A 13,806-nucleotide genomic window follows, 5' to 3' on the forward strand; every position below is an offset into this window, starting at 1 on the left:
CGTTGATAGGCAGGGTGTGTAAGCGTTGTGAGGCGTTGAGCTAACCTGTACTAATTGCCCGTGAGGCTTAACCATACAACACCCAAAGGGTTTTGATGGACTCAAAGCAAGAACAGATTGAATGTGTAGAGAACACGCTCTTAATATAAGAGAAAACAGCTTTCCGAATTAAGAATTTGCTTGGCGACCATAGCGATTTGGACCCACCTGATTCCATGCCGAACTCAGAAGTGAAACGAATTAGCGCCGATGGTAGTGTGGGGTTTCCCCATGTGAGAGTAGGACATCGCCAGGCTTACTTTATGTTTTCAGATTTATCTCTTATTCAGAGAAAGTCTGAAAGCAAAACTAAAACATAGCGTTATTAAGTAAGACTAAGTTTTAGGAACAATTTGTGGAGAGATGGCTGAGTGGTTGAAAGCACCGGTCTTGAAAACCGGCATACGTTAATAGCGTATCTAGGGTTCAAATCCCTATCTCTCCGCCACTATTTAAACCCCAGCAGAAATGCTGGGGTTTTTTCGTTCTTGCTCTCTTATATTTACGCTCACTTGTTTTCGCATACCGAGCTGTTTCTTAAGGCTGAATTAAAGTGTGAGATAATCGCTTCAGCCAAAGGGTGCTCTCTGCTTACTGCAATATGTAATGGGACCCTTTTTACCGTTAGATCCGAAACATAAAAGTCTTTCACGTCAACGCCCATCGATTGTAGGTTCCAAGAGAATACGATTTCATCCATTAAGATGGCATCGACTCTATGTTTAAGTAAATAAAGGATATTTTCTTGAACATCTTTAGCGGCAAGAATATTGAGCCCTACTTTGGATTTCAACGCTTTGCCATAAGCGTAACCAGAGACTAAACCTAACCTAATCTTACTGAGAGTATGTGTACCTTGGTACTTAATCGGGGCTGAACTCGGACTTATCAGTTTAATTTGGTTAATGTAGTAAGGATGACTAAACAATAAATCCTGTTCTCTTTCCGGAGTTTTCCAAACTCCTAGCAAGATATCTGTTTTTGCTTCTAATGTAGATTTATATGCTCTGTTCCACGGCATGAACTGAGTTTGTAAGTTGTAACCGGCAAGGCATAAAGTGTCTTTTACAATTTGATGAGCATAACCAATAGGTTGAGAGGGAGAATTAAAATAGGGCGGCCACTCATCTTGAGCACCATTTAGAGGCTTCAATGCGTAGGCGTGGCAAGATATGATGACAGAGAGCAAAGCCCAGAAATATTTTGCCACGATCAGTTTCCATCGTTATGTGAGTAATCTATTCATCTTAGGAGGAAGCTGAGGGATAAAGTGTGACTGGTTCAATAGATATTATTATCAAAATAGAGAAACTAGCGGAAAGTGAGTAGTCAGCTTAGTATATTTACCTATAAATCAATCATCATTGGTAGTGATTACTTGATGTTGAACAGATTTGTTGGCCACTCTTGGTATGGGACTGGTCTGCTGTATAGGAAGCCCTGACCTAATGGACAATTGAGTATCGACAGCATTTTAGCCTGTTCATCCGTTTCAATGCCCTCAGCGATAAGTGAGACTTTCATCCCTTTAGTCATATTAACGATAGCGGCAACGATCGAAGTATCTAGGTCTTTAGAGTCAAGGTTGTTAACGAAAGTGCGATCGATCTTAAGACAGTCAAACGGCAGCTTATGCAAATATGCAAGAGAGCTGTATCCAGTACCAAAATCGTCAATAGCGATGTGAACCCCAAGGTCACGGATAGCTTGCATATTTTGGATGATCACTGGATCATTATCCACAATGCGTGATTCAGTGATTTCTAGTGTTAGGTTATTGGCATTTAAGGTCGATTGAGTAAGCACTTTTTGTAAGGTAGAGATGAAGTCTGGTTGCGAAAGCTGATTAACGGATAGGTTTACATGCATATGGAATGAAGAATCCCATTTGCCTTCTTTCATCCCCTGAACTGCATCGTTGCACGCCTGCAAGAGAATTTGTTCTCCGATAGCGCCGATTTGACCACTTTCTTCGGCAATAGGAATGAAGTCCATCGGAGAAACCAATCCTGCTGAAGGGGATAGCCAACGGGCAAGTGCTTCTGCGCCGACGACTTCCCCAGTTTTTAGATCGACAAGTGGTTGATAAAAAGGGACAAACTCATTGTGTTCGAGTGCGTCTTTAATTTTGACTTGCATTAACGTTCGCTTACGAGAAATATCTGCCATCTCAGGTCGGTAGTGGCTGACTCCATGGATGTCTTGCTTGGCGTTGCTAAGTGCAATGCTACCATTCCGCAGCCACAGGGTCATATTCTGCTCTGGGCTCTGCTCAACAATACCGATAGAAACACTAACAACAACACTTTCCTTATCCATAACAAACGGAGAAGCAAAAGCTTTTAATACTCGGTTTGCGATTTGTGACGTGCTTTCCTCACCTTGTTGCTGGGGTAAATAAATGGCGAATTCATCTCCCCCTATTCGCGCTAAGTAATATTCACCAGTGAACACTGACTTGAGACGTTTTGAAATGGTAATCAGTAGTTGGTCACCTTGATAGTGTCCTAGGCTGTCGTTTATATCTCTAAATTTGTTGATACCAACCAGCATCAGCGAGCCTGTCAGTGAGGGTATCTTGTCACAGGTGTCAATCAACCCTTCACGGCTGTATAGCTTAGTGAGCGAGTCATAGAGCAGTTGAGAGTGTAGGGCTCGGAATGACGCTTTAAGGTTATTTGCCATTTCGTTGAAGGCATAGACCAGCATGGTTGTTTCATAGATGCTGCCTGGCTGTGGCATATGACTGTCCCAATCGCCTTTTGCTAACCTTTTAGCTGCGGCGGCTGTTGAGGTTATTGGGGCAACAATGCGGTTAAAAGCAACTAATCCCAGTCCGATGCCTATAAAGCTGGCGATAACACCAATAATCCAACTGTTGCGTTGGCTCTCGGGTAGCTTTCCGAGTAAGTGACTCTCTGAAACGGCAACACCAATATACCACTGTAATCCATACTCATCGGTGTATGGTGTGAAGTGGTTAAAGTAACGCTCTCCTTCAATATCGAGAGAGTATCTTTGTGTTTCGCTTTGTCGATGAAAATTGTGTGAAGTGAAATAGTCGGCGTTAGTTTTCACTATTGGATTTGCGTATTCCGTTGCTAATAGTCGTTCCCCCTTCTCGCTCTCAGGTGTCCCCCAAGAGACGATACGCCCACCTGTTGAAAGAGCGACTAAGCGTTTCTTTTCATCGACAATATAGATAATTGCATTGGTTTTCTGTTGTTGGTCTTTAAGAAAGGTATTAAAGGTATCTATTTTTACGTCAGTGACGACAACACCTTGAAATACTTGGTCATAGAAAACGGGTGTTAATGCTGAAAGGGTGATTTCTTGTCTCTCATCCGCATTGGCGTAGATGGATGACCACATAGGCGTTAAAGATTTCGCCACAGGCGCATACCATGGTCGCACTCTTGGGTCGTATCCTTCAAACACTGAGCGAATATCTTCACTGATTACTTGACCACGATAGATAACCAGCTTCCCTTGTGTACGATCATCTTGCACCATAAGGGTATAGCCCTTATTTGGTTCTTTACGAAAGCCAATGTACTCTGCGTTTTCACCACCAAAACCGATGACATCAAGTTGAGGGAAGTTGTTGTATAAGTTGCGAAACGCAGTTAGGAAATACTGCTCAATATCAGTGGTGTCACCGGGAGTATAAATCTGATTGAAGCCGATTGAGTGACTTAAGGATAAGCTTGCCTGAAAAGGTTCATCCAAAAAACTGTGTAATTCGAGGTTTACGTTATCGGTCAGAGCGGTAAGTTGCTTATCACTAATATCGACTACCATCTCTTCATAACTGTTTTTTTGAACTGTAACGATCACACCGATAGTGATGATAAAAATCATCACAAAAGGCAGTACTACGGCGGTTCTAAGAGTTATCTGAGTGGTCGCTGACATCCGATTTCTTCTGTTGATACAGTACTCTGAAATTTCTATTGTGTTCAATGCGAGCGAGTGTATTGAGTAAAAAGTAGGTGATTTATCCTTACTATTCAAGCTAATGAGTTAACCTGTGCTGGCTAAATCACCTCAATTCAAATCAAGTTGTGACGCTTGTTCCAGTGTTAATAGAGCTCCTTGAGCTTACGTGTCAGTGTATTTCGTCCCCAACCTAAAACTTTTGCTGCATCTTGTTTGTGCCCGTTGGTGTGTTCCAACGCTGCTTCCAAAAGTATACGTTCAAATTCAGGAAGTGCATAAGAGAGTAATTCGGTGTCGCCTTGTGACAACGAACTCTTTGCCCAAGTTGCAAGCTGTTGTTGCCAAGAGCCTGAAGTTGAAGCATTGCAGAGTACTTTCTCTTCAAGGAGTTCTGTTGGCAGATCGGCTGGTAAGACTTCTGTACCACTCGCCATTACGGTGAGCCAACGACAGATATTTTCAAGTTGGCGCACATTTCCCGGCCAATCTAAACGGTTAAGTGTGTCGACGGTGGCTGAATGAAGTGTTTTCACATCGACACCGAGTTCTTCTGCTGCGAGTGCCAAAAAGTGCAGCGTCAGTTTTTCAATATCTTGCTTACGCTCTCGAAGGGCCGGGATCTGGATACGAATGACATTAAGGCGGTGGAATAAATCCTCGCGGAAGTCACCTTTCTGTACTAGCTTTTCGAGATTCTGGTGCGTTGCTGCCACAATGCGAACATCAACTTTAATCGGAGAGTGGCCACCTACGCGATAAAACTGGCCATCAGCAAGGACGCGTAGTAAGCGAGTTTGAATATCGAGTGGCATATCACCGATCTCATCCAAAAACAGGGTGCCGCCATTGGCTTGTTCAAAGCGGCCTTGGCGAATGTTGTTTGCTCCGGTAAACGCCCCCTTTTCATGACCAAACAGTTCAGACTCGATCAAATCTTTAGGAATCGCTGCCATATTAAGGGCGATAAAAGGTTTGCTTGCTCGTGGGCTGTGGCGGTGAAGGGCATGGGCAACCAGCTCTTTACCTGTGCCTGATTCGCCATTGATAAGCACTGATATGGAAGAGCGAGATAAACGACCGATGGCGCGAAATACCTCTTGCATTGCAGGGGCTTCACCGATGATCTCAGGTGGTGTGTAGTCATCGTCGGTGAGTGCAGCCTGATCTTGCTTTTGTTCTTGGCTGTGAGTGATTGCTCGTTCAACTAGAGTTAAGGTTTCATCGACATCAAACGGTTTAGGCAAATACTCGAATGCGCCTTTTTGATACGCATTTACCGCGGCATCGAGATCTGAGTGAGCGGTCATGATGATCACTGGCAGATCAGGTGAACGTTCGTTGACTTGCTTAAGAAGCTCAATCCCATCAATGCCTGGCATCCGTATATCCGAGACGAGAACATCGGGTGTTTCACGTTCTAGTGCCATCAACACGCTCTCGGCATCGGCAAAGGTTTCACACTTGATATTGGCTGATGATAGGGTCTTCTCCATAACCCAGCGAATGGAGCTGTCGTCATCGACCACCCAAACATATCCTTTACTCATATTGTTTTCCTTACAGCAATGCCACTAATGTTGTTTAAATCGGTAAATAAATCGTAAATGTTGTTCTACTTGGCCAACTCTCGACATCAATCTTGCCTTGATGTTGGTCGATCAGATTTTGTGCGATTGACAGCCCTAGTCCAGTGCCGCCTTCACGACCGCTCACCATTGGATAAAACAGAGTATCTTGCAGGTCAGAAGGGATGCCGGGCCCGTTGTCGATAATTTCTATTCGTGCAGCTAACTTGCATCTCTGACCGTGAATATTGGCCTGATGCACTGTTCTGGTGCGAATGGTGATTTGGCCGTTAGATTGACTCTTTAGGATATGCCCAGCATTACTCACTATGTTGAGCAGTGCTTGTTCAATCTGATCGGCATCCATTAAGATTTCTGGCAGGCTCGGGTCATAGTCTCTTTCTATTGTTACACTCTGATTGACTTCAAGATCAACCAGTTGGCGAACCTTTTCTAAGATTAGGTGTAAATTCTCGGGTTGTTTTTTTCCGGGCTTTTGTGGCCCTAACAATCGGTCAACTAAAGCACGAAGTCGGTCTGCTTGCTCGATGATTATCTGGGTGTACTCTGCGAGATTAGGGTCAGGCAGGGTTCGTTCTAAGAGTTGCGCTGCTCCTCTTAGCCCACCCAGAGGATTTTTAATTTCATGGGCCAAGCCCCGCACCAAAAGTTTGGCTGCCTGCTGCTGCGCATGTTGATTGAGTTCTTGAGATAGGCGGCGTTGTTGTCCGATTTTTCTCATTTCAACTAGCAGCATTAATTCTCTTTTCCACGAGATAGGGCTGACGGTCACTTCGAGCATTAAAGGTTTACCATCAACGACAAATGTGACATCGCTATCAGTAATGCTTTGGCCGCTTTGTAGTGGTTGAGAGAGTAAAGCAAGGTCCATTGAGGCGTGCTGGATCAAGTGTGATAGAGGATGATCAACAATACGTTTGGAACTTTGAGAAAATAACTGCTCAGCTGCAGGGTTGGCGTACTTGACCTGCAGCGATTCGTTCATGATTAAAATCGCCGTCACTTGGTGGTTGAGAATAATGTCGTTGAGTTCGTTATCCACTGTTTTGCCCCATCCTTGAACTTGAATTGTGCAATGCACCAAAATGGTGCGATTGATGATTCAAGTATGGCGCATTGATTGGGAGAACTAAAGTGAAAACGAGAGATAGTCCTAGGAATTAGGTCTTTGTTTCACTGAATTGATACTCGCACGTAGCAAATGCACCGTAATAGACTTAGATGATGCAATAAGCTTGCCGTATCTAAATGCTTGAATAAGAAAGGAGTGAGCACCTCTATCAAGGTTTTTTAAATGCCATTCGGCTGTTGTGGTTGGTACTCCATATTTGCTGCCATTGACGATTAGCTGGAGTTGTTCACCAACGTTGAGTTCGCGGTTTAGCTTGGCATGGAGTTCAAGTGAACCATTGTTGCTGCGTTGTGTAGAGTCATGTTCTGGGTCGGTTATGTTGATTACAAGAGGTGTGGGTGTTGCAGTTTGATACTGTATATCTTGGTTATTGTCTTGAGCCAGCGGTTCACTGACTTGATGTGGAGAGGCAGATTGTTCTAACTTGGGTAGCTCAATCGATGTTGCGTGTTCTACGGCTCTAGAGTCACTGAAGTGGCGTGCACCACTGTCATCAACCCAAGTGTAAATCGTCTGTGTGTAGCAGGTTGAACTTATCAACAGCATAGTTGCAATGCTGATATAAAAGCGCTGCATAACCTCTCCTTTAGTATTGTCGAAGTCATATTAGCAGGCACAAATTTATCCACTGAAAAGAAAAAGGCCCACCTGCGAGGAGAGCCTTAGTTTTATGTAACTCGACGCGATAGCGCGTACTACAGTTGATTATACAGAGTAGTACAATTCGAACTCTAGTGGGTGAGTTGTCATGTTTACTTTCTCTACGTCTTGAGACTTAAGGTCGATGTAAGAATCGATAAAGTCGTCAGAGAATACACCGCCAGAAGTTAGGAACTCACGGTCAGCGTCTAGGCATTCTAGTGCTTCTTTTAGTGAGTAAGCCACTGTTGGGATCTCTGCTGCTTCTTCAGCTGGTAGATCGTAAAGGTCTTTATCCATTGCTTCGCCTGGGTGGATCTTGTTCTTGATACCGTCAAGACCAGCCATAAGCATTGCAGCAAAGCATAGGTAAGGGTTCGCAGATGGATCACCGAAACGTAGCTCGATACGACGTGCTTTCGGGCTTGGTACCACTGGGATACGGATAGAAGCGCTGCGGTTACGTGCAGAGTAAGCAAGCATAACTGGTGCTTCGAAGCCTGGTACAAGACGCTTGTACGAGTTAGTTGATGCGTTAGCAAATGCGTTGATTGCTTTAGCGTGCTTGATGATACCACCGATGTAGTAAAGCGCCATTTCAGATAGGCCGCCGTACTTGTCGCCAGCGAATAGGTTAACGCCATCTTTCGCTAGAGATTGGTGAACGTGCATACCTGAGCCGTTATCGCCAACTAGTGGTTTAGGCATGAATGTCGCTGTTTTACCAAATGCGTGTGCAACGTTGTGAACTACATATTTGTAAACCTGAATTTCGTCCGCTTTAGCAGTCAGGGTGTTAAAGCGAGTCGCAATTTCGTTCTGGCCTGCAGTTGCAACTTCGTGGTGATGTGCTTCTACAACTTGGCCCATCTCTTCTAGGATTAAACACATTGCAGAGCGGATATCTTGAGAAGAATCTACAGGAGCGACTGGGAAGTAACCACCTTTAACGCCTGGACGGTGGCCTTTATTACCGCCTTCGATGTCAGAACCAGTGTTCCAAGCTGCTTCGATATCGTCAATCTTGAAGAAAGAACCAGACATGTCAGTGGCGAATTTAACATCGTCAAATAGGAAGAATTCTGGTTCAGGACCAACAAGCACAGTATCGGCAATTCCAGTAGCGCGTAGGTAGTCTTCAGCACGTTTTGCGATTGAGCGAGGGTCACGGTCGTAGCCTTGCATCGTTGCAGGCTCTAGGATGTCACAACGAACGTTTAGCGTTGCATCTTCAGTGAACGGGTCTAGTACAGCAGATGATGCGTCAGGCATCATTACCATGTCTGATTCGTTGATGCCTTTCCAGCCAGCAACTGATGAACCGTCAAACATTTTACCTTCTTCGAAGAAGTCTGCGTCCACTTGGTGAGCAGGGATAGATACGTGCTGCTCTTTACCTTTAGTATCGGTAAAGCGTAGGTCAACAAACTTAACTTCGTTTTCTTGGATCAGAGATAGAACGTTTTCTACAGACATCTTGGATAACCTCCAGTGTTATTAAAGCGGTTTAGCTCGATTCGGTTGATGAAATCCAGCATTGATTAATTTCGTTTCAATCGTATTAATCGATGCTACTTCTCATAAAGCCAAAAGCGTGCCAAAAAAATTAGTCCATTAATTTCAATGAATTAGCGGGTTTGGTGTTAATTTGGTGCAGGTTCTCGCACCAAAATGATCCATTTGTGCACTATATTGGTGCGTTTATTTTGCATTGCACCAAGATAAGACAAAATCGACATTCATTCAGCCGAGTTTTCGACCTCATGTCAATGGGGATTTACCTTTACTCGGAGTGAGCTTGCGTTTCATCAATAAAATAATCGACGAAATGGAGCGAATCAGATCACATATTTCTGGGTTTTTCGCTAGAATCTGGTACATTACGGTCGTTTTTTTAATCAAATAGGCAGTGCTCATTAAATGTTCGATTTAAGAGGGTTGCTTCTTTTATAAGTGAATCAAGATCCATGGCTACTCCACAGATTGATAATTTAAGAAATATCGCGATCATCGCGCACGTTGACCACGGTAAAACAACACTGGTTGATAAACTACTACAGCAATCAGGTACTTTAGAGTCTCGCGGTGAAGCTGAAGAGCGAGTCATGGACTCGAACGACATCGAGAAAGAGCGTGGCATTACCATTCTGGCTAAAAACACAGCAATTAACTGGAATGATTACCGCATCAACATCGTAGACACTCCGGGACACGCTGACTTCGGTGGTGAAGTAGAGCGTATCATGTCTATGGTTGACTCTGTGCTACTTATCGTTGACGCAGTAGATGGCCCAATGCCACAAACGCGTTTTGTAACGCAGAAAGCCTTTGCTCACGGTCTTAAGCCAATCGTTGTAATCAACAAAATTGACCGCCCTGGCGCTCGTCCTGACTGGGTTATGGATCAAGTCTTCGATCTATTCGACAACCTAGGTGCTACTGACGAACAGCTAGACTTCAAAGTGGTTTACGCTTCAGCACTTAACGGTTGGGCAACGCTTGAAGAAGGTGAAGCTGGCGAGAACATGGAACCACTATTCCAGACTATCGTTGAAGAAGTTGAAGCACCTCAGGTTGACCTAGATGGTCCACTACAGATGCAAGTTTCTCAGCTAGACTACAGCTCTTACGTTGGTGTTATCGGTGTTGCACGTGTAACTCGTGGTAGCGTTAAACCAAACCAACAAGTAACGGTAATCGGTGCTGATGGTAAGACTCGTAATGGTAAAGTTGGCACAGTAATGGGCTACCTAGGCCTTGAGCGTCACGAAGTTGCTGAAGCGAACGCGGGTGACATCATCGCTATCACTGGTCTTGGCGAGCTGAAAATCTCTGACACTATCTGTGCGCAGAACCAAGTTGAAGCGCTACCAGCACTGTCTGTTGATGAACCAACAGTAACCATGACGTTCCAAGTAAACACTTCTCCGTTCGCGGGTAAAGAAGGTAAGTTCGTAACGTCACGTAACATCCTTGAGCGTTTAGAAAAAGAATTGGTTCACAACGTAGCACTACGTGTGGAGCAAACAGACGATCCAGACAAATTCCGCGTATCAGGCCGTGGTGAGCTTCACCTATCTATCCTGATCGAAAACATGCGTCGTGAAGGCTTCGAGCTTGCTGTATCTCGTCCAGAAGTAATCATCAAAGAAGAAGATGGTCAGCTAATGGAACCGTTTGAAACAGTAACGATTGACGTTCTTGAAGAGCACCAAGGCGGCATCATGGAAAACATCGGCCTACGTAAAGGTGAGCTGAAGGATATGGCACCAGATGGTAAAGGCCGTGTTCGCATGGATTTCGATATGCCTTCTCGTGGTCTTATCGGTTTCCAAACTGAGTTCATGACGCTAACGTCTGGTTCTGGTCTTCTGTACCATACGTTTGATCACTACGGCCCTCACAAAGGTGGTCAGATTGGTCAACGTATCAACGGTGTTCTAATTGCGAACGCTGCAGGTAAAGCTCTGACTAATGCACTGTTTAACCTTCAAGAACGTGGTCGTCTATTCATCGGTCACGGTGTAGAAGTTTACGAAGGTATGATCATCGGTATTCACAGCCGTGACAACGACCTGACAGTAAACGCACTGAAAGGTAAGCAGCTAACTAACGTTCGCGCATCAGGTACTGATGACGCTCAGGTTCTTACTCCGCCAATCAAGCACACTCTTGAGCAAGCTCTAGAGTTTATTGATGAAGATGAACTAGTAGAAGTAACGCCTGAAAGCATCCGTATTCGTAAGAAGTTCCTAACGGAAAGCGATCGTAAGCGTGAAGCGCGTAACGCTAAGTAATATCACTTAGTCGTTATTTAAGCTTTAAAGCCCTGAGTTGACGCCAACTCGGGGCTTTTCTTTTATGGGGGGAAAATGAAACCAATCGTAATTACTGGCGGTCCGGGTGCGGGTAAAACAACCTTAGTTGCCGCGTTAGCACAATATGGCTACGCGACTTTTGCTGAAGGGTCACGCACACTAATTGAGCAACAGAGTCTGCAACCTGATGGCATACTGCCATGGACAAACTTGCCAGAATTTGCCTATTTATGCTTAAGGTTTATGGGTGACCAAAAGCTTACCGCGCAGCAATCACAAGTCGCATTTATGGATCGAGCGATTCCCGATATTGTCGCCTACCTTAAAGTGGGCGGTTGTAAAGTGGATCAGGAATTCCTGACCCAAAGCGTTGGGTACCATAGTCAGGTATTTACTTGCCGACCTGAAGCCTCGATTTATGTTCAAGATGAGGTGCGTCCGCATAGTTTTGAAGAAGCGCTTCAAATCCATCAAACGCTTGTCGATACCTACACTGAGCTAGGTTATCAAGTGATCGAAATTCCGTGGGGGACGGCAATGGAAAGGGCCAGCTTTGTTCGCCAAGTAACAGACTTAGTTGCTGAGGTGGAAAGCTAAAACCTCCTCACTAGGAGGAGGTTTTAAAGCGTTACTTCTGGCTTAGCTTTTGTAGGAACTTATCTGACTCTGCAATCGCTGCATTCATATCTTGTATTGCGTATTGGATATCTTGTTCCAAGCTTGCAAACTCACCCTGTAGAGAGCCAATCGCGCTCGCATTGAGGTTGTGTTTTAAATAAAGAGTATTGTCGCGCAGTGTATTGAGTACTGGGGCCATCTTGTCTTCTGCGCGCTTCATCGCTGACAACATAGTACTGTATGAGCGCTGGGTCTCTTTAAGTTTTTGTTCACTAGAACGCTTAAGCTTGGTGCTAGTGTAAAGCTTTAATTCATCTTGCCACTCAGCAAATAGTGCATCTGAGACATCTTCAATAGCGGCAATGCGGTCACTGACATCTTGCGCGGCTTTTTCACTGTCTTGGTACTTGTCGTTGATCTGGTTGTAGACGGTTTCTAGTTCCCCACCGTCAAAGTTGGTCAATGCCGAAAGCGCTTCCAGTGCGCTAGTAAATTCTTGTTGCGCGTCTTGTTGTGACTGTTTGGCGTCTTCAACGCGATCCACCATGATGTCTCGTTTATGGTAGCCTACTTGTTCCATTGCAGAGTAATAGGCTGATTGACACCCGGTTAGGGTAAAAATCGACAATACAATAGCAAGTAAGTACGGCATGATGGTTTCCTTTCCTTTAGAATTAGACTGTTAGGATGACTGAGATAGTAGGGAGTTACAAGTTGAAAATCGAGCCAGTGATTAAGCAAGCCGTATTATTTGCACGCTATCTGCTGACCAGAATGGGTCACGATAGAGTCAACGTTAATGCTGGCTATCTGGCGTACATTACTTTGTTATCAATCGTGCCAATGCTAACCGTATTGCTTTCTGTGTTGTCTTCTTTTGCCATTTTTGAAAACGCAGGCACGGCACTGCAAGATTTTGTGATTACTCACTTTGTTCCCGCGGCAGGAGATGCGGTTAAGAATGCTCTGTTAGAGTTTGTTGCCAACACTGGAAAGATGAGCGCTGTCGGTGGCGCATTCTTATTTGTCGCAGCCTTAATGCTGATCTCTAATATCGATAAAAACCTAAACTATATTTGGCGCGTAACTGAAAAGCGTCGTGCGGTGTTTTCCTTCTCGATGTATTGGATGGTACTGACGCTTGGACCAATACTAGTTGGGGCAAGTATTGCCGCCACCTCTTACGTTACCTCACTAAAAATACTTGAGAGTGAGACGATTTCAGGTGTCTATAACCTGCTATTGCGCTGGCTTCCATTCTTACTGTCGTTCTTTGCTTTTGTCGGTTTGTATTTGTTAGTGCCAAATAAAAAGGTGCGATTTCGTCATGCCGTTATTGGAGCGATTGTGGCTGCGCTTTTATTTGAAGCGAGTAAAAAAGGCTTTGCCGCTTACATAACTGAGTTTCCGTCTTATCAGTTGATTTATGGTGCTTTGGCCGCGATACCGATCTTATTTGTTTGGGTCTATTTATGTTGGTTGATTGTTTTGGTTGGCGCTGAGGTGACGGCTGCACTTGGCGAAAGAGAGCAGTGGAGTGAGCAATCAGACATGGTAAACTCAGTGCAATTTGAAAATGAGCAAGACGAAGGAAAGCACAGTGATAGCACTGATCCAGAGAGTGAGTGAGGCAGCCGTACGCGTAGATGGTGAAGTGGTAGGAGAAATCGACAAAGGTCTACTTGTATTATTAGGCGTAGAAAAAGACGATGATGAAGCGAAAGCAAAACGTTTGATGGAGCGGGTAACCACTTACCGTGTTTTTGGTGACGCTGAGGATAAGATGAACCTCAACGTTAAGCAAGTTGATGGTAAAGTGCTGGTGGTATCCCAATTCACTTTACCTGCAGATACCAAGAAAGGAACGCGTGCAGGCTTTTCTCGCGGAGCACATCCGGCAGAAGCTGAACGTTTGTACGAATACTTTGCCGACCGCTGTGCTGAAGTCTTACCGACAGAGCGTGGACGTTTTGCCGCTGATATGAAAGTGTCGTTAGTCAATGACGGCCCTGTAACCTTCTGGTTGCAAGTATAA

11 protein-coding genes, 1 tRNA gene and 1 rRNA gene are annotated in these 13,806 nt (G+C 44.7%); 6 read left to right on the top strand and 7 right to left on the bottom strand.

The window, feature by feature from the left end; genetic code table 11:
• Positions 1-179: 179 nt before the first annotated feature.
• Both rrf and ZX61_RS07775 read left to right on the top strand, forming a co-directional pair.
• Positions 180-295: ribosomal RNA gene (gene rrf / locus ZX61_RS07770) — 5S ribosomal RNA — on the top strand.
• 101 nt (positions 296-396) lie between these two features.
• Positions 397-487: transfer RNA gene (locus ZX61_RS07775), tRNA-Ser, on the top strand.
• A 60-nt stretch (positions 488-547) separates the two neighbouring features.
• Here ZX61_RS07775 and ZX61_RS07780 read toward each other — a convergent pair.
• The 6 genes from ZX61_RS07780 to glnA form a co-directional block, all read right to left on the bottom strand.
• Positions 548-1,249 (bottom strand): substrate-binding periplasmic protein, encoded by a 702-nt coding sequence (locus tag ZX61_RS07780; RefSeq protein ID WP_049844117.1) that lies wholly within the window; start codon positions 1,247-1,249, stop codon positions 548-550.
• A gap of 164 nt (positions 1,250-1,413) precedes the next feature.
• Positions 1,414-3,954, bottom strand: a complete 2,541-nt coding sequence (locus tag ZX61_RS07785; protein WP_049844118.1) for a bifunctional diguanylate cyclase/phosphodiesterase — start codon at positions 3,952-3,954, stop codon at positions 1,414-1,416.
• Positions 3,955-4,121: 167 nt separating this feature from the next.
• Complete coding sequence (gene glnG / locus ZX61_RS07790; protein ID WP_049844119.1) at positions 4,122-5,525, bottom strand: nitrogen regulation protein NR(I); 1,404 nt, start codon at positions 5,523-5,525, stop codon at positions 4,122-4,124.
• Positions 5,526-5,559: 34 nt separating this feature from the next.
• A complete protein-coding gene (gene glnL / locus ZX61_RS07795; protein WP_049844120.1) occupies positions 5,560-6,606 on the bottom strand; it encodes a nitrogen regulation protein NR(II) in 1,047 nt (348 codons plus the stop codon).
• A gap of 111 nt (positions 6,607-6,717) precedes the next feature.
• The gene (locus ZX61_RS07800; protein ID WP_049844121.1) at positions 6,718-7,272 is read right to left on the bottom strand and encodes a DUF4124 domain-containing protein; all 555 of its coding nucleotides are present in this window, start codon (positions 7,270-7,272) and stop codon (positions 6,718-6,720) included.
• A gap of 129 nt (positions 7,273-7,401) precedes the next feature.
• Positions 7,402-8,811 carry a glutamate--ammonia ligase gene (gene glnA, locus ZX61_RS07805; RefSeq protein ID WP_049844122.1) on the bottom strand — a complete coding sequence of 470 codons (1,410 nt, stop codon included), beginning with the start codon at positions 8,809-8,811 and terminating at the stop codon, positions 7,402-7,404.
• A gap of 491 nt (positions 8,812-9,302) precedes the next feature.
• Here glnA and typA point away from each other — a divergent pair, with 491 nt between their 5' ends.
• Both typA and ZX61_RS07815 read left to right on the top strand, forming a co-directional pair.
• Positions 9,303-11,132, top strand: a complete 1,830-nt coding sequence (gene typA, locus ZX61_RS07810) for a translational GTPase TypA (protein ID WP_049844123.1) — start codon at positions 9,303-9,305, stop codon at positions 11,130-11,132.
• 75 nt (positions 11,133-11,207) lie between these two features.
• Complete coding sequence (locus ZX61_RS07815; protein WP_049844124.1) at positions 11,208-11,750, top strand: AAA family ATPase; 543 nt, start codon at positions 11,208-11,210, stop codon at positions 11,748-11,750.
• Between the two features lie 31 nt (positions 11,751-11,781).
• Here ZX61_RS07815 and ZX61_RS07820 read toward each other — a convergent pair whose 3' ends face one another.
• Positions 11,782-12,423 (bottom strand): DUF2959 domain-containing protein, encoded by a 642-nt coding sequence (locus ZX61_RS07820; RefSeq protein WP_049844125.1) that lies wholly within the window; start codon positions 12,421-12,423, stop codon positions 11,782-11,784.
• 35 nt (positions 12,424-12,458) lie between these two features.
• Here ZX61_RS07820 and ZX61_RS07825 point away from each other — a divergent pair, with 35 nt between their 5' ends.
• Both ZX61_RS07825 and dtd read left to right on the top strand, forming a co-directional pair.
• Entirely contained in the window at positions 12,459-13,400 is a 942-nt protein-coding gene (locus tag ZX61_RS07825; protein WP_371719070.1) for a virulence factor BrkB family protein, read from the top strand.
• Positions 13,372-13,806, top strand: coding sequence for a D-aminoacyl-tRNA deacylase (gene dtd / locus ZX61_RS07830; protein ID WP_049844127.1), 435 nt, complete (start codon positions 13,372-13,374; stop codon positions 13,804-13,806). Before ZX61_RS07825 ends, dtd begins: the two co-directional genes overlap by 29 nt.

Origin of the sequence: Vibrio sp. VPAP30 (assembly GCF_001188205.1) — a bacterium.
Taxonomy (GTDB): Bacteria; Pseudomonadota; Gammaproteobacteria; order Enterobacterales; family Vibrionaceae; genus Vibrio; species Vibrio bivalvicida.